At 66.9% G+C, this 20,528-nt stretch carries 18 protein-coding genes; 10 read left to right on the top strand and 8 right to left on the bottom strand.

From position 1 onward, the window contains the following. Position 1 precedes the first annotated feature (1 nt). Positions 2 to 1,045: a zinc-binding dehydrogenase gene (locus A5740_RS14300; RefSeq protein ID WP_139335126.1), complete on the bottom strand. Its 1,044-nt coding sequence runs from the start codon at positions 1,043 to 1,045 to the stop codon at positions 2 to 4. 77 nt (positions 1,046 to 1,122) lie between these two features. Here A5740_RS14300 and A5740_RS14295 point away from each other — a divergent pair, with 77 nt between their 5' ends. Together A5740_RS14295 and A5740_RS14290 are read left to right on the top strand one after the other, a co-directional pair. Continuing rightward, entirely contained in the window at positions 1,123 to 1,974 is an 852-nt protein-coding gene (locus A5740_RS14295) for a class II glutamine amidotransferase (RefSeq protein ID WP_076195046.1), read from the top strand. A gap of 25 nt (positions 1,975 to 1,999) precedes the next feature. Beyond that, positions 2,000 to 2,857, top strand: a complete 858-nt coding sequence (locus tag A5740_RS14290; RefSeq protein WP_076195045.1) for a patatin-like phospholipase family protein — start codon at positions 2,000 to 2,002, stop codon at positions 2,855 to 2,857. Here A5740_RS14290 and A5740_RS14285 read toward each other — a convergent pair. Next, positions 2,846 to 3,841 carry a patatin-like phospholipase family protein gene (locus A5740_RS14285; RefSeq protein WP_076195043.1) on the bottom strand — a complete coding sequence of 332 codons (996 nt, stop codon included), beginning with the start codon at positions 3,839 to 3,841 and terminating at the stop codon, positions 2,846 to 2,848. The two genes, A5740_RS14290 and A5740_RS14285, sit on opposite strands and share 12 nt — an antisense overlap. 40 nt (positions 3,842 to 3,881) lie before the next feature. On the opposite strand from A5740_RS14285, the gene A5740_RS14280 reads away from it, so the two are divergent. After that, positions 3,882 to 6,212, top strand: coding sequence for an arylsulfatase (locus A5740_RS14280; RefSeq protein WP_076195095.1), 2,331 nt, complete (start codon positions 3,882 to 3,884; stop codon positions 6,210 to 6,212). A gap of 157 nt (positions 6,213 to 6,369) precedes the next feature. Beyond that, positions 6,370 to 8,070 (top strand): SulP family inorganic anion transporter, encoded by a 1,701-nt coding sequence (locus A5740_RS14275; RefSeq protein ID WP_076195041.1) that lies wholly within the window; start codon positions 6,370 to 6,372, stop codon positions 8,068 to 8,070. Here the strand turns inward: A5740_RS14275 and lpqV are convergent. Further along, positions 8,067 to 8,525 carry a lipoprotein LpqV gene (gene lpqV / locus A5740_RS14270; protein ID WP_076195039.1) on the bottom strand — a complete coding sequence of 153 codons (459 nt, stop codon included), beginning with the start codon at positions 8,523 to 8,525 and terminating at the stop codon, positions 8,067 to 8,069. The two genes, A5740_RS14275 and lpqV, sit on opposite strands and share 4 nt — an antisense overlap. Positions 8,526 to 8,643: 118 nt before the next feature. Between lpqV and A5740_RS14265 the strand changes: the two genes are divergently transcribed. Then, positions 8,644 to 9,168 (top strand): cysteine dioxygenase family protein, encoded by a 525-nt coding sequence (locus A5740_RS14265; protein WP_076195037.1) that lies wholly within the window; start codon positions 8,644 to 8,646, stop codon positions 9,166 to 9,168. Between the two features lie 2 nt (positions 9,169 to 9,170). Beyond that, positions 9,171 to 9,539, top strand: a complete 369-nt coding sequence (locus tag A5740_RS14260; RefSeq protein WP_076195035.1) for a rhodanese-like domain-containing protein — start codon at positions 9,171 to 9,173, stop codon at positions 9,537 to 9,539. A gap of 11 nt (positions 9,540 to 9,550) precedes the next feature. Here the strand turns inward: A5740_RS14260 and A5740_RS14255 are convergent, their stop codons facing one another. Genes A5740_RS14255 through A5740_RS14245 form a run of 3 tightly spaced genes read right to left on the bottom strand, consistent with a single transcriptional unit; the run spans position 9,551 to position 13,117 of the window. Further along, the gene (locus tag A5740_RS14255) at positions 9,551 to 11,260 is read right to left on the bottom strand and encodes an alpha/beta-hydrolase family protein (protein ID WP_076195033.1); all 1,710 of its coding nucleotides are present in this window, start codon (positions 11,258 to 11,260) and stop codon (positions 9,551 to 9,553) included. Between the two features lie 9 nt (positions 11,261 to 11,269). Beyond that, positions 11,270 to 12,046: an enoyl-CoA hydratase gene (locus A5740_RS14250; protein ID WP_076195031.1), complete on the bottom strand. Its 777-nt coding sequence runs from the start codon at positions 12,044 to 12,046 to the stop codon at positions 11,270 to 11,272. Positions 12,047 to 12,058: 12 nt separating this feature from the next. Continuing rightward, positions 12,059 to 13,117, bottom strand: a complete 1,059-nt coding sequence (locus A5740_RS14245) for an enoyl-CoA hydratase/isomerase family protein (RefSeq protein ID WP_076195029.1) — start codon at positions 13,115 to 13,117, stop codon at positions 12,059 to 12,061. A gap of 174 nt (positions 13,118 to 13,291) precedes the next feature. Between A5740_RS14245 and A5740_RS14240 the strand changes: the two genes are divergently transcribed. After that, positions 13,292 to 14,128 carry a Bax inhibitor-1/YccA family protein gene (locus tag A5740_RS14240; RefSeq protein WP_076195027.1) on the top strand — a complete coding sequence of 279 codons (837 nt, stop codon included), beginning with the start codon at positions 13,292 to 13,294 and terminating at the stop codon, positions 14,126 to 14,128. Between the two features lie 227 nt (positions 14,129 to 14,355). Then, entirely contained in the window at positions 14,356 to 15,213 is an 858-nt protein-coding gene (locus A5740_RS14235) for a DUF559 domain-containing protein (protein ID WP_076195025.1), read from the top strand. 52 nt (positions 15,214 to 15,265) lie between these two features. On the opposite strand, the gene A5740_RS14230 is transcribed toward A5740_RS14235, so the two are convergent. Both A5740_RS14230 and A5740_RS14225 read right to left on the bottom strand, forming a co-directional pair. Then, a complete protein-coding gene (locus A5740_RS14230; RefSeq protein WP_076195023.1) occupies positions 15,266 to 16,483 on the bottom strand; it encodes an acetyl-CoA C-acetyltransferase in 1,218 nt (405 codons plus the stop codon). A 44-nt stretch (positions 16,484 to 16,527) separates the two neighbouring features. Beyond that, on the bottom strand, positions 16,528 to 17,466 hold the full coding sequence (locus A5740_RS14225; protein ID WP_076195021.1) for an SGNH/GDSL hydrolase family protein: 939 nt from the start codon (positions 17,464 to 17,466) through the stop codon (positions 16,528 to 16,530). A 219-nt stretch (positions 17,467 to 17,685) separates the two neighbouring features. Here A5740_RS14225 and A5740_RS14220 point away from each other — a divergent pair, with 219 nt between their 5' ends. Together A5740_RS14220 and A5740_RS14215 are read left to right on the top strand one after the other, a co-directional pair. After that, positions 17,686 to 18,720: an alpha/beta hydrolase gene (locus A5740_RS14220; RefSeq protein ID WP_076195019.1), complete on the top strand. Its 1,035-nt coding sequence runs from the start codon at positions 17,686 to 17,688 to the stop codon at positions 18,718 to 18,720. A 29-nt stretch (positions 18,721 to 18,749) separates the two neighbouring features. Continuing rightward, complete coding sequence (locus A5740_RS14215; RefSeq protein ID WP_076195017.1) at positions 18,750 to 20,144, top strand: cystathionine beta-synthase; 1,395 nt, start codon at positions 18,750 to 18,752, stop codon at positions 20,142 to 20,144. Positions 20,145 to 20,528 lie beyond the last annotated feature (384 nt).

Here is a 20,528-nt window from a genome sequence, read left to right as displayed (position 1 = left end):
CTCAAGGCCGCACCAGGATCCGGATCGGATTGCCCTCCTGGCGCTCCAGCTTGTCGATGCCCACTGCGACATCTTCCAATGACACGATCTCGCTGACGGAGCGCGACAGGTCCAGCCGGCCCAGGGACACCAGCGCCGCCAGCGTGGAGATGTCGACGTTCTGATAGCCCAGATGGCCGAGCACCTGCTTCTGGGTGAGCCCGAACATCGAGGTCGGACCGATCGTCGGCTCCTGCGCGCTCATCCCGACCGCGACCAGCCGGCCCCCGACCGTCAGCTGACCCAGCGCCTGCTCGAACGTCGACTTCAAACCGACCGCATCGAATGCCACGTCCAGCCCCCGTCCGCCGGTGACCTCGCCGATCTTCTCGCCCAGATGCTCGTCGTCGGCAAGGAAGGCGTAATCGGCGCCCAACTCCAGGGCCCGCTCCAGCACCTCGGGTTTGATGTCGACGGCCACCACCGGCACCGCACCGACCAGGCGGGCCAGCTGCACGATGTGGGTGCCGACGCCGCCCAGGCCCCACACCCCGACCGACTCGCCGACGCCGACTTTGCCGGTACGCACCACCGCGCCGTACGGCGTCGACACCGCATCGGCCAGGATCGCGGCCTGCTCCAGCGGCACGTTGTCGGGCACCCGGGTCAGCCCGACCGCCTGAGCCAGGGTGTATTCGGCCCACGCCCCGTCATAGGCGAACGCCATCAACCGGATTCGCATGCAGTTGGCGATGTCGCCGCGCCGGCAGTTGGGACATTCCAGGCACGGGCGGCCGGCCGCGACGATCACCCGATCCCCCTCGGCCCATCCGGTGACGTCGGGCCCCAGCTTGGCGATGGTGCCCGACGCCTCATGCCCCTGCGTCACCACCGGGGCCTGCGCCGGAAACGTCCCGTTGATCAGGCTCAGGTCCGAATGGCAGATACCGCAGAACGCCACCTTCACCAGGACCTCGCCCGGACCCGGTTCGGGAATCGGAACATCCTCCACCACAACCCGTTTGGTATCGGCATAGAAACGCTCGGCTCGCATCGTCGGCCCCAGATCAGAAGTCATGGCGTTCCCTTCGTCCACGCGGCTACTATCGGAAATCATGGCACTTCATCGGGTGGGCTGAGGGCATGTGCCGATTGTTCGGTCTGCACGCAGGCGATCGGTTGATTTCCGCGACCTTCTGGCTGCTCGACGCGCCGGACAATCTTGCCGAGCAGAGCCGGAAAAACCCCGATGGCACCGGCCTCGGCGTGTTCGGGCCAGACGGTAGGCCAGTACTGCACAAAGAACCCGTCGCGGCCTGGCAGGACAGCGAATTCGCCACGGAGGCACACGATGTCACCGCGACGACGTTCATCGCGCACGTCCGCTATGCCTCGACCGGGTCACTTGACGCGGTGAACACCCATCCCTTCCTGCAGGACGGCCGGATCTTCGCCCACAACGGTGTGGTCGAAGGCCTCGATCTGCTCGACGAGCGGCTGCGCGAACTGGGCGTGTCAGCCCTCGTCGAAGGCCAGACCGACTCCGAACGCGTCTTCGCGCTCATCACCGCCGCCGTCCGCGCGCATGACGGCGATGTGGGCGCCGGCATCGTCGACGCGATCGGCTGGCTGGCCGAGACCGTGCCGCTCTACGCCGTCAATCTGCTGCTCAGCACGGCCACCGACCTGTGGGCGTTGCGCTACCCGGACACCCACGAGCTCTTCCTGCTCGACCGCAGCGACCCCGACGAACGGCTGGCGCTGCGCACAACCCGCATCCGGGCCGAATCGGAGCACCTGACGTCCCAGCCGTCGGTGGTCTTCGCCACCGAGGCGATGGACGACGAGGACTGGCAGCTCATCGCCCCCGGCGAGCTGGTGCACGTCGACGCCCAGTTGCGGATCGAGCGCCGGGTCGTGCTTCCGGATCCACCCCGCCACCTGCTGCGCATCGAGGACCTCTCGGCCACGGCGGCGGCGTCGCAGCACCCGTGAAGCGGCCCTGGCACACTCGACGTTCGTGACCTCCAAACGTGCTCTGGTGCTCGCCGGTGGTGGTATCGCGGGAATCGCCTGGGAAACCGGTGTCCTGCAGGGCATCGCCGACGAGTCGCCCGCAACGGCCGATGCGCTGCTCTCCTCGGACGTGCTGGTCGGCACGTCGGCGGGCTCGACGGTCTCGGCGCAGCTCAGCAGCGGGCTGAGCCTGAGCGACCTGTTCGCGCGTCAGATCGGTGCCGAATCCGCCGAACTCGACCCCGGCGTCAGCATCGACAACGTCACCGACCTGTTCGTCAAGGCGATGCTGACACCCAACACCACCAAGGCCCAGAAACTGCAAGGAATCGGAGCCGTGGCAGCGAACACCGCCACGGTCGCCCCGGCGGTCCGGCGCAAGGTCATCGAACAACGCCTGCCCGCCCATGAGTGGCCCGACCGGGTGCTGCGGATCTCCGCCATCGACATCGACACCGGTGAGCTCGTGACGCTCGACGGTGACTCCGGGGTGTCGCTGGTCGACGCCGTGGCCGCCAGCTGCGCAGTGCCCGGGGTGTGGCCGGTCGTGACGATCAGTGGTCGCCGCTTCATGGACGGCGGCATCGGCAGCGCGGTCAACATGGTGCTGGCTGCCGACTGTGACACCGCGGTGGCGCTCGTGCCGCAAGGCCGCACGACGCCGTCGCCGTTCGGGACCGGCGCGGCCGAGGAGGTCGACGGGTTCGCCGGACGCTCGCTCGGGGTCTTCGCCGACGACGACGCCCTGGCCGCGTTCGGCAAGAACCCGCTCGATCCCGTCTGCCGGGTGCCCTCGGCACAGGCCGGGCGGGCCCAGGGCCGCCGCGTGGCCGCCCAGGTTGCCCAGTTCCTACTCGGGTAGCGCGGGTGGCTCGGCGTCGTCGCGAGCGTCGAGAGCTTGAGCGGCCAACACACGGCCGATGTCGATCACCTCGGCGGCCCGATGGAAATCCAGGCTGCGGCACGCCGACCGCGGCACCTCGATCAGCAGATCGGGCGGGTGCGCCGCCAACGTGTGCCGAGCGAGCGCGGCCTGAGCGATGTCGATGGTGCGGTTCATCACCTCGAAGTTGCCCAACTTGGGTACCGGCACTTCCTTCGCGCTGTCGACGAGCTGACTCTCGGCGTCGTCCGCGTCCTCCCCGGCGTCACCGTCGGGGTCGCCACTGCTGCCGAACAGCGCAGTCGTGCTGCGCAACAACCGATTCAGCCATTCCGCGGTGGGACGAGGATCGGTGTCCTTCGTTTCTGGGCCTCTGTCTTCTGGGCCCCTGGGCATCTCCCGACCCCCCGACTCACTACCGGCCAGGCTGACGGCGATGGTGAGGTCGGCGTTGACCGCCGCGATCGGCGCCATCGGCAGCGGGTCGAGGATGCCGCCGTCGGCGAGCAGGCGGCCGTCGAGCACGTGCGGGGCGATGACACCGGGGATGGCGATCGACGCGCGGATCGCGGCATCCACCGGGCCGCGTTGCAACCACACCGACTTACCGGCGATCAGATCCGTCGCGACCGCGGTGTAGGGGATGGGCAGCTCGTCGATGACGACGTCGCCGAGGATGTCGCGGACCGCGTCGAGGATCTTCTCGGCACGCAGGATGCCGGCCGCGGTGATCGAGGGATCCAACAACCTCAGCACCGCCCGCTGGGTCAAGGATTTCGCCCACTCGGCGAAATCATCGAGCTTGCCTGCCGCATGCAGGCCACCGACCAGGGCGCCCATCGACGAGCCGGACACCCCGACGATCTCGTATCCCCGCGCCTGCAGCTCGTCGATCACCCCGATGTGCGCGTAGCCGCGGGCGCCACCACTGCCGAGGGCAAGGGCAACTCGCATGTGGTCCATTGTGGTGCACCCGCGGCTCGGGGATACCAGACTGGGGTACATGGCTGAGTTCAAGGGCACCATCGATCTGGACATCCGTCACTCGACGCCCGACTGGAGCGCGTTCACCGCCAAGCCGGCGGCCCACGGCGCGCCCAACGTTCTGGTGGTGCTCTACGACGACACGGGTTGTGCCTCATGGTCGACCTACGGCGGCCGCGTGAACATGCCGACGCTGGACCGGCTGGCAGCCAACGGACTGACCTACAGCCAGTGGCACACCACGGCATTGTGCTCGCCGACCCGCTCTACGTTTCTGACCGGTCGTAACCACCACCTCAACGGCTTCGCATCGATATCCGAAGCCGCCAGCGGGTTTCCCGGCTACAGCTCGCACATACCGCCGTCGAATGCGACGATCGCGTCCGTGCTGCGCGATGCCGGCTACGGCACGTATTGGGTAGGCAAGAACCACAACGTGCCGATCGACGCCTGGACTGCCGGCGGGTCGAAGAAGGAATGGCCACTGGCCCAAGGCTTCGACCGGTTCTACGGCTTCATCGGCGGTGAAACCAACCAGTGGTTCCCGTCATTGGCCGAAGACAACCACTACATCGATCAGCCCTATGGTCCCGAGGACGGCTATCATCTGTCGAAAGACCTGGCGGACAAGGCAATCTCGTTCCTGCAGGATTCCCGGCAGACCGAACCGGGCAAGCCGTGGTATTTGTGGTTCTGCCCGGGTGCCAACCATGCCCCGCACCACGCTCCCAAGGACTACATCGACAAGTACAAGGGCATGTTCGACGACGGCTATGAGGCGTACCGGGAGTGGGTCCTGCCCCGCATGATCGAACGCGGCATCCTGCCGGAAGGCACCGAGCTGACACCGCTGAATCCGATGCCGTCGGGCACCTTCGCCGAAGGCGATTCGGTACGCCCGTGGGACTCGCTGAGCGTCGACGAGAAGCGGCTGTTCTCCCGGATGGCCGAGGTCTTCGCCGGTTTCTCCGAATACACCGACGCCCAAGTGGGGCGGATCATCGACTATCTGGAGGAATCCGGACAACTGGACAACACGTTGGTCATCTACGCCTCGGACAACGGCGCATCAGGGGAGGGCAGTCCGAACGGTTCGGTCAACGAGAACAAGTTCTTCAACGGCTGGCCCGACGACATGGCGGAAAACCTCGCGCTGATCGACGAATTGGGCACGCCGAACACCTACAACCATTACCCGACAGGGTGGGCGGTGGCGTTCTCCACGCCGTACAAGATGTTCAAGCGCTACACCTACCAGGGCGGGGTGTGCGACCCGCTGGTGATCAGCTGGCCCAAGGGCATCAAGTCCCGCGGAGAGGTCCGCGGACAGTACCACCACTGCACCGACATCGTGCCGACCATCCTCGAATGCTGTGGTGTTGCGATGCCCGACGTCGTCAACGGTGTACAGCAGCATCCACTTTCGGGGGTATCGATGCGGTATTCGTTCGATGACGCCACTGCGCCGACGCACAAGGAAACTCAGTACTTCGAGATGCACGGTCAGCGCGGTATCTGGCACCAAGGTTGGAAGGCGGTCACCGAGCACGGGCCGATCAGCGGACTGGGCAACTTCGACAAAGACCACTGGCAGCTGTACCACACCGATGTCGACCGCGCAGAAGCCCACGATCTGTCGGCGCAGTATCCCGATAAGGTCGTCGAACTCGCCGACCTGTGGATGAGTGAGGCCAAGGCCAACAATGTGTTGCCTCTCAACGACCTTGGCACCACGGGTGAGGACCTGAAGAAGTTCCTCGCGCTGGAGTTCCAGGTACCGGTCTCACCGAGCGGCCAGTATGTCTACTACCCGGGAACCAGCCCGGTTCCCGAGCGGTCCGCGGCCAACACCCACGCGGTCTCGTTCAAGGTGCTGGCAGACGTCGAGGTGGAACCGGGGACCCAGGGCGTGATCTTCGCGCAGGGCTCTCGGTTCGGTGGGCACGCGCTCTACGTCAAGGACGGCAAGGTTCGCTACGTCAACAACTTCCTGGGTATCGCTCCGATGCAGGTCCTCGAGGCGCCCCTGCCTGCGGCCGGACGCCACATCATCGGGGTCGACTTCACGAAAGTGCGCAGCGGCGAGCACGGCGAGTCCTATGGCAACGCGACGCTGTACCTCGACGAAGCCGCGTCGGCCGGCAAGGAGATACGGACGATGTCGGGCCACTACGCGTTGTGCGGTGAGGGCCTGTGCATCGGGTACGACAGTTCCGATCCGGTGACCACCGATTACAACGGCCCGTTCGACTACACCGGCGGCCGGATCGTCAAGGTGGTGTTCGACGTCGCGGACGACGCCTACATCGATGTGGAAAGGCATTTCGCCGCGGCGATGTCGCGGGACTAGTCGTCCGCGGTTTCGTCGACGTAGCGTCAGCAGCACCCGGCCGCCACGGCGGGCAGCACGTCGGCGCGGAGCCACTCCCGCTGATACGGAAGGATTCCCGGCGCGCGCACGTTCGCAGTATCGCCCACGGCGCAGGCATTCGTGGGAGGGTTGATCCGTGGGAGCGCCGTCGTTCGCCCGAAAGCTGGGTCGCCCCAAGCCCCGCGATGTGATCGCCGGGCTGGTGACGGGCCTGTTCTCCATCCCGGAAGGCATGGCGTACGCGAGCATCGGCGGCTTCAACCCGGTCACCGGCATCTACGCCGGCGTCGTCCCCGGCATCATCGGGTCACTGTTCGCCCGCACGGTGCTGATGGTGACCACGTTGACGAGTGCCATCGCGCTGACGTCGCGCAGCGTCCTCAAAGAGGCCGGGCTGGATCCGCAGGACCCGGCCAACGTCGCCGCTCTGGCCGTCGTGGTCGGTGTGGTGATGCTGGTGTTCGGTCTGCTGCGGTTCGGCTCGATCATGAATTTCGTGTCCAACGCCGTGATGACCGGTTTCTCCACCGGCATCGCCCTGCAGATCATCGCCGGCGTCCTCGGCGACTCCACGGGCTACAAACCCGACAGCGGCAACACGATCGGCAAGTTCGTCGACTCGTTAGCCCACATCGGCCTGTGGCAACCGGCGGCCGTGGCCGTCTCGCTGGGTACCGTCGCGGTGTGGGCGGTGTTCCGCTTCGTCAAACCGCTCGAATCGTTTGCGACCTTGCTGGCCCTCGTCGTGGTCACTGCGATCGTGGCCGTCGCGCACATCGACGTCGAAACGGTCGGTGACATCGCCTCGATCGCCAATGCGCTTCCGCCGGTGACCGTTCCGAACTTCGCCGCCATGCCGGAGCTGCTCGTCGGCGGGGTCGCCGTCGCACTCGTCGCGCTGGCCCAGGCTGCCGGAATCTCGGCTGCGGTACCCAACCCGGACGGCAGCCGCACCAACATGAACGGCGACTTCCTGGCCCAGGGCGCGGCCAACGTGGCGGGCGGGATGTTCGGCGCGCTGCCGGCCGGCGGCTCCCTGTCGCGCACCGGGGTGGCCACCTCGGCGGGCGCGCAGACCAGGTGGGCCGGCATCTTCGCCGGAATCTGGCTCGCAGTGCTGGTGCTGGTGGCCGGGTCGGCCGCCGAGATCATCCCGATGGCGGTCATCGGCGGACTGATCCTGGTGATCGGCGCCGAGCTGGTGGTGGGCCGGCTGCCCGACATCAAGCTGGTGCTGCGGGTCGCGCCGCTCTCGGCGCTGGCCATGCTGGTGACCTTCGCGGCCACCACACAGCTGCCGCTGCACACCGCGATCCTGATCGGCGTGATCACCTCACTGGTGCTCTACTGCGCCAAGGCCGCCGAGACGGCACAACTGGTGGCGTTGACCCCCTCGCCCGACGGTGGCTGGCAGGAAGGCCCGGTGCCGCAGCGGTGCGCCGGCGACGACGTCACCGTGCTGCACTACGCCGGAGTCGGGCTGTTCGCCGAGGTGGCCCGCATCGATGAAACCTGGCCGCGGGCTGAGGGCACGGAGAACGCCGTGGTCGTGCTCAGCCTGCGCGCCCTGCCCGATGTGCCGTCGTCGGTGACGATCAAGGCGCTGCGCCGATGGGCCGGGCAGTTGGCGGCCAACCATGGCAGGTTGATGATCGCCGGGGTCAATCCGGGCACCGCGGAGGTGCTGCGTCGCGGTGGGCTGGACGACCTTCTTGGCGACGACGGCATCGTGCCCGCGACCGACCGCATCTTCGGCGCACTCGACATCGCGGTCGAGCGCGGCCGGGCGTGGGTGGCGGACCGGGGTGGGGATTTACCGCAGCGTGATTCGAACTAGCTGCAGAGCTCGTCGGCCGCGGCTTGTGCCGCCACGATGACGGCGGCCTGACGGCCCGGCTCGAGCTCGGCCCAGGCCACGTTGTAGGTCCCCGGACCCGGTACCGCGTCGGGCGCTTGCACGCTCGCCAGATACGGCTCGATCTGGGCCTTGAGGTCCCCGCCCTTGCCCTCCATCCAGATCTTCGCGGCATGACAGGCCTGGAAGTACTCCTCTTCGGTGGACTGCGCGTCGGCGCCGACCGCAGTGGTGACCCCGCCGGGGGAGACCGCAACCTCGCCCGGCTTGGCCGTCGGGGGTGGGGCTTCGCCGGTCGTGGTGGCCTGGGGGGACGGCGCCGTGGATTCCGTCGGTTGCTCCTTGCCGGCCTGCGTCGAGCATCCGATCAGCAGGCTCAGCCCGGCGGCGACGACGGTGCCGGCGGTCAAGCGTGAGGTCCACCTGTAACTGCGCATGGGGCCAATCTATGCAACACTGGCCGCCGTGACCGAAGGGACCGGATTCCAGGAGTGTTGTCGGGCTCGCTAGCGCGCCCGTCCGACCTGTTCCGTCGTCACCTCTGGAGTTCTTCCGATGCTGTCCACCCTTACGTCCGTTCCTGCCGTCTCCGCACCGACGCGGCTGCGACTGCCCGACCTGCTGCACATCACCGACCGCGCCGCCGACGACGTGTTGTCCGGCCGCTACGACCGGTTCCTGCGAAAACTGCCCCGCGACGACCGGTGGTACACCCGGCTGTCCGGTGACGACGAGGTCGAGGTCTGGCTGATCAGCTGGGTGCCCGACAAGTCGACCGAACTGCACGATCACGGCGGCTCCCTGGGTGCGTTGACCGTCGTGTCCGGTGAACTGGCCGAAACACGTTGGGACGGTGAACTGTTGCGGTATCGCCGGCTGTCGGCCGGGGATCAGGCGGCGTTCCCGCTGGGCTGGGTGCACGACGTGGTGAAGGCGCCGGGGCCGATCACCGTGGGTGCCCCGACGGTCAGCGTGCACGCCTACTCACCGCCGCTGACCGCGATGTCCTATTACGAGGTGACGCCGCAGAACACCTTGCGCCGCAACCGCACCGAGCTCACCGACGCGCCGGAAGGATAGAGATGAGCCGCATCGACGACGTGCTGGCACAGGCGCGCGCCCGCCTGCACCGATTGCCGGCCGCCGACCTGCCCGCCGCCTTGGACTCCGGCGCGGTGCTCGTCGACATTCGTCCGGCCGCGCAGCGCGCCGCCGAGGGCGACGTGCCCGGGGCGCTGGTCATCGAGCGCAACGTGCTGGAGTGGCGCTGCGACCCGACCAGCGACGCGCGAATCCCGCAGGCGGTCGACGACGACGTCTACTGGGTGATCCTGTGCTCGGAGGGCTACACCTCGAGCCTGGCCGCCGCCGCGCTGCTGGATCTCGGCCTGCACCGGTCCACCGATGTGGTCGGCGGTTACCATGCGCTGGTGGCTGCTTCTCAGGTGTAAAAGCTGGCGGCTCAGCCGTTTTCGCCGCTGTGCAGCAATGGGCGCAGCTTTTCGGTCTTCTCCGGCGTCCAGCCCGGCGGCTGCAGGATGGCCGACCAGGCATTGGCGACATCCTTGACGTAGACGTGGCCATGCCCGTCGGGCACGTCGACGGCCACCGCCATGTCCGCCGACACCTGCAGGAACGTCACCACCGGGATCCATTCCATGCGCGGGGACACGTCGTAGCCACGCGGTTCACGCAACCAATCCGGTTTGGCGAACAGCAGATCGGTGCTCCACCACGCGATGGGATCGGAGGCGTGCTGCAGATAGACCGCGCGCGGATGACCCCACGGGGCGTCGGGCCGGGCCAGGTTGTCCGGCCTGGCCACGAACCGGGCGTTCTCCCCGTCGTCGAAGATCGGCAGCCACTGCGGTGAACCGGGATCGCGGTCACGGGTCAGCGTGGTCCAGATGGTGTTCTGGAACGTCGGCCCGGAAAAGAGCGCCCCGTCGGTGCGGGCCACCAGATTGTTCAGGGCCAGGAACGGGGCCTCACCGCCGAAGGACCCCAGACTCTCGCCGAAGACCACCAACTTGGGGCGTCGGTTCTCCGGCATCGCGCGCACCAACTCGTCGACCGCCTCGAACAACGCCTGACCGGCCTGTCGCGCGTTCTCCTTGTCCACCAGAAACGACAACCAGCTCGGCAGAAACGAGTACTGCATCGACACGATCGCTGTGTCGCCGTTGTACATGTATTCCAGGGCGGAGGCCTCGGCCTCGTTGATCCAACCGGTGCCCGTGGTGGTGGCCACCGCGACCACCGCGCGGTCCAGCCCACCCGTGCGCTGCAGCTCCCGCGCGGCCAACACGGCGGTGGCCTTGATGCCGTCCGCGGAGTGCAGGCCCGCGTAGGCGCGGATCGGCTCGACCGCAGGTTTGCCGTTGAACTGCGAAAGTTGTTGCACTGTGGGCCCTGCCGAGACGAACATCCGGCCCTGATGGCCCAGCGACTCCCAGGTGGCCAGGGACTGTGGGCCACCCGACCGCAGGGTCGATGTCGGTGCCGCGGTATCCGGACTCGTCTCGTCGTTGACCGCGGAGAACGTCGTGTTGATGGTGTGCATCGCAAACCGCACCACGACACCGTTGAGCAGGGCGATGCTCAACGCGAGCAACAGTGAAACCGTGATGACCGCCGAAACCCGCGGCGGCAGAAAGCGATCCAGACGCACATCGAGGAACCGCACCAGCCGGCCCACCAGCTGCCCGAGCTCGACGAAGAAGAACAACACCACGATCGAGAGCACCGCGGTCAGCGGGTGATCCCAGAAGCCGAGCCGCGGGACGCCCATGAAATCACGAACCTCGTCCTGCCAGTTGTGGAAGTAGACGATCATCAGGATCTGGCCGACGATGCCCACCGCGACCAACGTCAGCCACGCCCACTTCGGCGCCCGCGGAGTGCTCTCGGCAGACCGCATGTAACGCACCAGCCACACCCCGAAAACCCCGAGGCCGTAACCGATCGCGCCGGCCCCGCCGCTGACCAGACCCTGGAACAGCGGGCCGCGGGGCAACAGCGACGGGGTCAGCGAGAACCAGATGAACACCAGACCTACCGCGGTACCGAAGAACGTGTAGTGGCGCAGCCACCACATCGGCTTGGCCGCGGGTGCGTCCCCAGCTTCGACGACGGTGTCGGCAGCCGGTGCGGGCGAGTCGGTGTCGGTCACCCGTCGACCTTAGCGATGGGTGAAGTTTGCGGCGCGCTTCTCGGAGAACGCCGCCATGCCTTCCTTTTGATCGGCGGTGGCGAACGCCGAGTGGAACAGCCGGCGCTCGTAGAGCAGGCCCTCGGCCAGCGTGGACTCGAACGCGCGGTTGACCGCCTCCTTGGCCATCCGCGACGCCGACAGCGACATCCCGGCGATGGTCGTGGCCACGGCCAGGGCCTCGTCGATCAGGGAGTCGGCGGGCACCAGACGTGAAACCAGACCGGCGCGTTCGGCTTCTGTCGCGTCGATGGTGCGGCCGGTCAGGATCAGATCCATGGCCTTGGCCTTGCCGATCGCCCGGGTCAGCCGCTGCGAACCGCCCATGCCCGGCAGCACACCGAGTTTGATCTCGGGCTGACCGAATTTGGCCGAATCTGCGGCGATCAGGATGTCGCACATCATCGCCAACTCACACCCGCCGCCCAGCGCGTAGCCGGCGACCGCGGCGATCGTCGGGGTGCGGGTGGCGGCGAACTTCGACCACAGCTCGAAGAAATCGGCCTCGTAGACCTCGGCGAAAGAGAGGTCGGCCATCTCCTTGATGTCGGCGCCGGCGGCGAACGCCTTCTCGTTGCCGGTGACGATGATCGCGCCGACGCCGGGATCCCGGTCGAGTTCGGCTGCGGCCGTGGTCACTTCGGTCATCACCTGGCTGTTGAGCGCATTGAGCGCCTTGGGCCGGTTGAGCTTGATGGTGGCGACCCGGTCGGTGCGGGTCACCAGGATCGTCTCGAACTCGCTCATTATGTTCTCCTCTCAGAACGTCAGTTCGCGGTCTGCCGGAACGAAATACGCCTCGACATCAGCGACGGTCACCGCTTCGATCGAGGAGGGGGACCACTGCGGATTGCGGTCCTTGTCGACGAGCTGAGCCCGGATGCCCTCGACAAAATCATGGGATTTCAGGGACGCACACGAGGTGCGGTACTCCTGGCGCAGCACGTCTTCCAACGTGTCGAGCTTGGCGGCGCGGCGTACCGCCTCCAGCGTCACGGCCAGGGAGACCGGGGAGCGGGTCGCGATCAACGTGGCGGCCTCGCCGGCGGCGGTGCTGCCAGTGTCGGCCGCCGGGGCCGCGTCGTGGGCGCGCAACGCCGCGACGATGTCGGCGACGGTCTCACCGGCGTAGCACTCGTCGATCCAGTCCCGCTGTTGCAGCAGGGGGCTGGCCGGCGGTTCCGAGGCGTAGGCGGCCAGGGCTTTCTGCACGCCCCCGTCGATCAGCGCCTCGGTGAAAGCGGCCAGTTGGTCGTGGGGCACATAGTGATCGGCGAAACCCATCGCGATCGCATCGGCCCCGGTGAACGGCGCACCGGTGAGGGCGGCATGCAGGCCGAGAGCTCCGGGAGCCCGCGACAGCAGATAGGTGCCGCCGACGTCGGGGATGAAGCCGATCCCGACCTCGGGCATCGCCATCTTGGTGGTGTCGGTGGCCACCCGGACGCTGCCGTGGGCCGCGACGCCGACGCCGCCGCCCATCACGATGCCGTCCATCAGCGCCACATAGGGTTTCGGGTAGCTCCCGATGTAGGCGTTGAGCAGGTATTCGTCGTACCAGAACCGGCGTGCATCGCCGCCGCCGGCCTTCGCGCTGTGATAGAGCGCCACCACATCACCGCCCGCGCACAGCCCACGTTCCCCGGCCCCGGTGAGCAGCACGGTGTGAACGGAGTCGTCGTGCTCCCAGGCGTGCAGCGCCTCCGAGATTCCCGCGACCATGCCCTCGGTGAGAGAGTTGATCGCCTTGGGCCGGTTCAGCGTGAGGATGCCGACGCCGTTGCGGACACTTACTAGGACGTCCTCGTTTTCTGTCACGAGTTGCAATCTAGTTCGGCCTCCCAGGGATGGCGCGCTACGGGTAGGGTTTGCCCCAAGATCGAACCTGGAAGTTTCCTGAGAGTTGGTAGTCCTCGTCGGGAACCTGCCCGGAACATCGATCGTTGAGCCAGTAGTTCGTAATCGAACATCTCATAGGAGAGGAACCCGACGGTGCGCGAAACCAGCAACCCGGTATTCCGCAGCCTGCCGAAGACGCAGGGCGGATACGCACAATTCGGTACCGGAGCCGCCGGCTTCGGTGCACAGCAGGTGCAGGCGCAGCCCTACGCGCAGGAGTACCTGGACCAGCCGCAGACCGGCGTTTCTCGTCCACTGACCATCGACGACGTCGTCACCAAGACCGGCGTCTCGCTGGCCATCGTGTCGCTGGTCGGCATCGTCTCGTACTTCCTGGTCTCGGCGAACATCGCGCTGATGATGCCGACGTTCTTCATCGGCTCGATCGGCGGCCTGGTCCTCGTCCTGATCGCGACGTTCGGCCGCAAGCAGGACAACCCAGCCATCGTGTTGGCGTACGCGGCATTCGAAGGCCTGTTCGTCGGCTCGGCATCGTTCCTGTTCGCCAACCTGGTTTCCAGCGGCGGGCCCGCGATGATCTTCCAGGCCGTGGTGGCCACCTTCGGCGTGTTCTTCGGCATGCTCGTCGTCTACAAGACCGGCGCCATCCGCGTGACGCCCAAGCTGACCCGGATGATCGTCGCCGGTCTGTTCGGTGTCGTGGCGCTGGCCCTGGTCAACATCCTGTTCGCGATCTTCACCGGTAATGCCCCGCTGACCGACGGCGGCCCGCTCGCCATCGGCTTCTCGCTGCTGTGCATCGGTCTGGCCGCGTTCAGCTTCCTGATCGACTTCGACGCCGCCGACCAGATGATCCGCGCCGGTGCTCCGGAGAAGGCCGCCTGGGGTATCGCCCTGGGCCTGACCGTCACCCTGGTCTGGCTGTACATCGAGATCCTCCGGTTGCTGTCGTACTTCAACAACGACTAGCAACCCTGCCCCGAGAAAGGCGTCCGCGATTGCGGGCGCCTTTTTCTTTTGGGTTGACTCTGCGGTGAGGGCGTTGGCCACTCGTACTTTTGCGCCGTGGGTGCAGAGTCAGCCAGCGTGAGAGCGACCAGCGCCGTGTAATCCCCACCGTGGGATTCATCCACAGCCTGGCGCCTAGTGCGTCTCGAGACAGCGCGAGTGTCGGTAACCGAAACCAGCCTGCTGTCATGAAGATTGGCAGTGAACCGTTCATTGGCAGCGAGGCGCTGGCATGCGGCGTGCTGAACCGCTACGAATTACGGCGCCATTACCGGCCGCTGATGCCGAATGTGTATCTGGACAAAGGGATTTCCCCGACTCTGCTGCGAAGAACCCAGGCGGCATGGTTATGGTCGCAGCGGGAAGCGGTGGTCGCCGGGCTTGCGGCTTCGGCGCTGCATCGGGCCAAGTGGGTCGAGGACGACGCTCCCGTCGAGTTGATCTGGAGGAACGCGAGGGCTCCGAAAAAGGTGATCACCCGTGCCGATCTCTTGTTGCCCGGGGAGTGTCAGCCGCTCGCCGGACTCAGCGCGACAACACCTGAGCGGACAGCCTTTGATCTCGGCCGGCGCGGCCCACTGGGTGCTGCGGTGGCTCGGCTCGACGCACTTGGCAATGCGACAGGATTCAAGGCCGCCGACGTCCTGACGCTGGCGGAGCGTCATCGGCACGTGCGCGGGTTGCGTCAGCTGGAGACGGCGCTCGATCTGTATGACCCAGGTGCCGGGTCGCCCAAGGAGACGTGGCTTCGCCTCATGATCATCGACGATGGCTACCCGCGGCCGCAGACACAGATCCCGGTGGCTGGCCCAAACGGTCAACCGCGGTACTACCTCGACATGGGTTGGGAAGAACACCTGCTTGCGGTTGAATACGACGGCGTACAGCATGCCGACGCGCTCGGCTACGACATCGTCCGCCACGAATACCTCAGGCGAGCAGGTTGGACCACCATCCAAGTGGCCGCGGGTCACCGACGGCCGGATGTCCTACGGCGTCTGCGTTATGCGTGGGATGAGGTCGTCACGCCGTTGGCTCTGCGGTGAGGGCGCGGCTTACTCGTACTTTTGCGCCATCACCGCAGAGTCAACATCACAACTAGCTCAAGCGCTCCACGACCATCGCCATACCCTGACCGCCACCGACACACATGGTCTCGATGCCGAAGGTCTTGTCGTGGGTCTGCAGGTTGTTGAGCAGCGTGGCGGTGATGCGCGCACCGGTCATGCCGAACGGGTGACCCAGTGCGATCGCGCCGCCGGACACGTTGAGCTTGTCCTCGTCCATGCCCAGGGCGCGGGCCGAACCGAGCACCTGCACCGCGAACGCCTCGTTGATCTCGTACAGGTCGATGTCGCCGATGCTCATCTTGGCCTGCGCCAATGCCTTCTTGACGGCCTCGATCGGGCCCAGGCCCATGATCTCCGGCGACAGACCCGACACACCGGTCGACACGATGCGCGCCAGCGGGGTCAGGCCGAGCTCCTTGGCCCGCACATCGCTCATCACCACGAGTGCCGCGGCACCGTCGTTCAGCGGGCACGCGTTGCCGGCGGTGATGGTGCCGTTGGGCCGGAACACCGGCTTGAGCTGGCTGATCTTCTCGTACGTGGTGCCGGCGCGAGGGCCGTCATCGGTGGAGACCACGGTGCCGTCGGGCAGCGTCACCGGAACGATCTCGCGCTCGAAGAAGCCACTCTTGATGGCTTCCTCGGCCCGGTTCTGCGACCGCACGCCCCAGTGGTCCTGGTCCTCACGGCTGATGCCGGTGTGCAGTGCGACGTTCTCGGCGGTCTGGCCCATGGCGATGTAGACGTCGGGCACCAGGCCGTCTTCGCGCGGGTCATGCCACTCGTCGGCGCCCTCGGCAGCCTTGGTGGAGCGGGCCATGGCGTCGGCGTACAGCGGGTTCTTGGTGTCGGGCCAGCCGTCGGCATTGCCGCTGGCGAAGTTCGACACGGTCTCCACACCGGCGGAGATGAACGCGTGGCCCTCGCCGGCCTTGATCGCGTGGAACGCCATGCGGGTGCTCTGCAACGACGACGAGCAGTAGCGGTTGACGGTGGTGCCCGGCAGGAAGTCGTAACCCAACTGCACAGCCACGGTGCGGCCGATGTTGAAGCCGGACATACCGCCGGGCTGGCCACACCCCATGATCAGGTCGTCGATGTCGCGCGGATCCAGCGCCGGAACCTTGTCCAGGACGGCCTTGACCATCTGCGCGGCCAGGTCGTCGGGTCGCATGCTGACCAGCGATCCCTTGTTGGCCCGGCCGATCGGCGAGCGGGCGGTGGCGACGATGACGGCTTCAGGCATGACGGCTCCCGGGAGATCGAATGGCGTAAAAACTCAGCTTGAAACTAACCCGCGTGCACCACGATGGGCGCGGGCACCCCGGTCGAGCGGCGCCACAGCCTGCTCACGCCGCCCAGCCTGGTCAACCATGAGGCCCGGTCTGCTGCGCCTGATTCCAACGCCTGGTCGCCGTCCCACTCGCCCAGGGCGCCGCACAGCGCGGGCAGCAACTGCTTGGCCGCCAGCGCATAGCCGGCCGCCGACGGATGGAACATGTCCTCGGAGAACAGCAGCTCAGGAGCCTTGTAGAAGTCGGGGGCCAGCAGATCCGAGAATGGCACGGGCACGCCGCCGGCGGCACGCACCACCGCGGCCTGGGCGCGGGCCAGCCGCAGCCCACGGTTGCGGGTGAACGCGCGCAACGGCTGGGGGATCGCGGTGACCACCCCGAAATCCGGGCAGGTGCCGACCACGACGACGGCGCCGGCCGCGCGCAGTCGACGCACGGCGTCCCCGAGCCGGCGGGCCGACGGGCCGATGCCGTTGGGTTTGGTGATGTCGTTGGCGCCGATCATGATCACCGCGGCGTCGGGTGGCGGCCCGGCCACGAACATGGCGTCGATCTGACCGGACAGCCCCTTGGAGGTGGCGCCGACAATTGCCTTGGTGCTCAAGCGGACTCGCTTGTCGAGCTGCTCGGCGACACCGCGCGCGATCAACACCCCGGGCACTTCGTCGGCGATCCGGCAGCCGTAGCCGGTGGCCGTCGAGTCGCCGAAGATCATCAGGTGTATGTCGAACGGGACGTCGCGCTCCCACTTCTCCACCAGACCGCCGCCCGGCAGGTACACGCCGTCGGCGCGGGGCGGGATGTCCCAGGCTTTGGGGATCACCTGACGGGCCTGATCGGCCTGTCCGGTCAAGAGGTTGCGTGCTCCGAGATAGGCGGTAGACACCAACGCCGTCGCGGCGAGGGCAATGGCTGACCGGCGCGGGACGCGCACGTGAGGAGCACTTCGGCTGGAACCCACACCGATCAGTTTAGGCGGATCGCCCGCTGAGACCGCGTGGCGAAACTGCGTGGCGGTCACGGTGCTGTATCAAGTCCGGTATCAATTCAGTTTATTTGACTGTTGAACTGTTTACGGGTGTCAAGCTAAGTTACCCGGGTTGTCTGAGTAACGAACTTCACCTAGCACTACAAAGACGTAGGAAGTGGTGACATGACTGCACCGAGCAAGGTAACCAGGTCTCATCACGCTGGCATAAGCGCAGCTAGAGCCTATCGGCGCCGGTATCCGGTCAGTGACGGCGCGCCCGTCGAGGTGACGGAGGACGGGCCGAGCCTGGCGGGCCGATTGGTTTCGCTGGCGGCGACTCTGACAATCAAGCCAACCTTGGCGATCGGTAGCCACGTACCGCATCTGCCGTGGCCGTTCGGCGTGCTCAACTTCGCCGCGCGGATGATCCGTCCGGTCCCCGGGACCATCAAGGCCACGATCGCGCTGCCGCACTGCACCGCGCAGCTGGTCCGGGCCGACGGTGTCCTGCCCGCCGACGGGAAGCGCAGCGTCATCCTGTACCTGCACGGCGGCGCGTTCTTGACGTGCGGGGCCAACACGCACTCGGGCATCGTGACCGCGTTGTCCGGTTACGCCGACAGCCCGGTGCTCGTGGTCGATTACCGGATGGTGCCCAAGCATTCGGTGGGCACCGCGATCGACGACTGCTACGACGCGTACCAGTGGCTGCGGCTGACCGGTTACGAGCCCGACCAGATCGTGCTGGCCGGAGATTCGGCCGGCGGCTACCTGTCGCTGGCGCTGGCCGAGCGACTTCTCGACGAGGGCGAGACGCCCGCCGCGATCGTGACGATGTCGCCGCTGTTCGAGATCGACAACGAGACGCGGGCCAACCACCCGAACATCCACTCCGACGCGATGTTCCCGGCGAAGGCGTTCGACGCGCTCGTCGAACTCGTCGAGGCGGCCGCCCAGCGTAAGGGTGAGAGCGTCTACGAGCCGCTCGACCACGTCGAGCCCGGTCTGCCGCGCACGCTCATCCACGCGTCGGGCTCGGAGGTTCTGCTCAGCGATGCGCGCAAGGCCGCGCACATGCTGGCGGCCGCCGGCGTCCCCGTCGAACTGCGGATCTGGCCCGGCCAGATGCACGTTTTCCAGCTCGCCTCGCCTCTGGTGTCGGAAGCGAAGCGCTCGCTGCGGCAGATCGGCGAATACATTCGAGAGGCCACCTGGTAAGCCGTTCCGGCGCCTGGGACGATGGACGTATGCGCATCGCCAGGCACATCAGTGAGCTCATCGGTAACACCCCTCTGGTCCAGTTGAACTCGGTTGTCCCGGAGGGCTCGGGCAAGGTCCTGGCCAAGATCGAGTACCTCAACCCCGGTGGCAGCTCGAAAGACCGCATCGCGGCCAAGATGATCGACGCCGCCGAGGCCAGCGGTGAACTCAAGCCCGGTGGCACCATCGTCGAGCCGACGTCCGGCAACACCGGTGTGGGCCTGGCATTGGTGGCCCAGCAGCGCGGCTACAAGTGCATCTTCGTCTGCCCCGACAAGGTCAGCGAAGACAAGCAGAATGTGTTGCGCGCCTACGGCGCCGAGGTCGTGGTGTGCCCGACGGCGGTCCCGCCGGACCATCCCGACAGCTACTACAGCGTCTCCAACCGGCTGGTCACCGAGATCGACGGTGCCTGGAAGCCCGATCAGTACTCCAACCCCATGGGACCGGAGTCGCATTACGAGACGACAGGTCCGGAGATCTGGGCCGACACCGACGGCACCGTGACGCATTTCGTGGCCGGCGTCGGCACCGGCGGCACCATCACCGGTACCGGCCGCTACCTCAAGGAGGTCTCCGAGGGCCGGGTGAAGATCGTCGGGGCCGACCCGGAGGGCTCGGTGTACTCCGGCGGCACCGGCCGGCCCTACCTCGTCGAGGGTGTCGGTGAGGATTTCTGGCCGTCCGCCTACGACCCCGAGGTGCCCGACGAGATCATCGCGGTCTCGGACGCCGACTCCTTCGACATGACGCGGCGCCTGGCCCGCGAAGAGGCGCTGCTGGTCGGCGGCTCCTGCGGCATGGCCGTGGTGGCCGCCCTCGAGGTGGCGCGCAAGGCCGGGCCGGACTCGGTCGTCGTGGTATTGCTGCCCGACGGCGGACGCGGTTACCTGTCAAAGATTTTCAACGACGCCTGGATGTCGTCCTATGGCTTCCTGCGTAATCGGCTCGACGGGTCGATCGAGCAGTCCACCGTCGGCGACGTGCTGCGGGGCAAGTCCGGTGCGCTCCCCGATCTGGTGCACACCCACCCGTCAGAGACCGTGCGCGACGCGATCGGCATCTTGCGGGAATACGGTGTCTCCCAGATGCCGGTCGTCGGTGCCGAGCCGCCGGTGATGGCGGGTGAGGTGGCCGGCAGCGTGTCCGAGCGGGAGCTCCTGTCCGCGGTGTTCGAGGGCCGGGCCAAACTGGCCGACGCGGTAGCCGAACACATGAGTCCGCCGCTGCCGTTGATCGGCGCGGGGGAGTTGGTGTCCACCGCGGCCAAGTCCCTGGCCGACGGCGACGCGGTGATGGTCGTCGAGGAGGGCAAACCCGTCGGTGTGCTGACCCGTCACGATCTGCTCGGGTTCTTGTCCGACGGTGGCGGTCGGCATTAGTCGGCACACACCTCGTCGCGTCGGCGCAGCCTGAAATCCCAAGCTGCCAGCGACTTCTCAGATAAAGTGAGGCGGCCTAGGCCCAGCAAACTTCGTCACGGTGATCGTCCGTGGTGAATGACCGGCCGCAACGCCGAGCGAACGCGGTCCGTGTCGTCCTGCCGAAGCGGGTCGGCGGTGCGTAATCTGCCTGTGGAGCAGTACCGCCCGCTGAACATCTAGGTGCCGGCAGAAAGTAGCGTCCGTTCGCGGATCGCTATCGGAAGATGAGGAGAGCTTTCGACGTGACCGATCAACCGCCCCCGCCCGGGAATTACCCGCCGCCGCCCGAGGGTGGATATCCGCCGCCACCTCCGCCGCAGCAGGGCGTCTTCAACCCGCCGC

The organism is Mycobacterium sp. GA-1841 (assembly GCF_001954135.1).
In the GTDB taxonomy this organism is placed as follows: Bacteria; Actinomycetota; Actinomycetes; order Mycobacteriales; family Mycobacteriaceae; genus Mycobacterium.
Note: the sequence above shows the minus strand (reverse complement) of the source record. Positions and strands in the feature narration are given on the sequence as shown.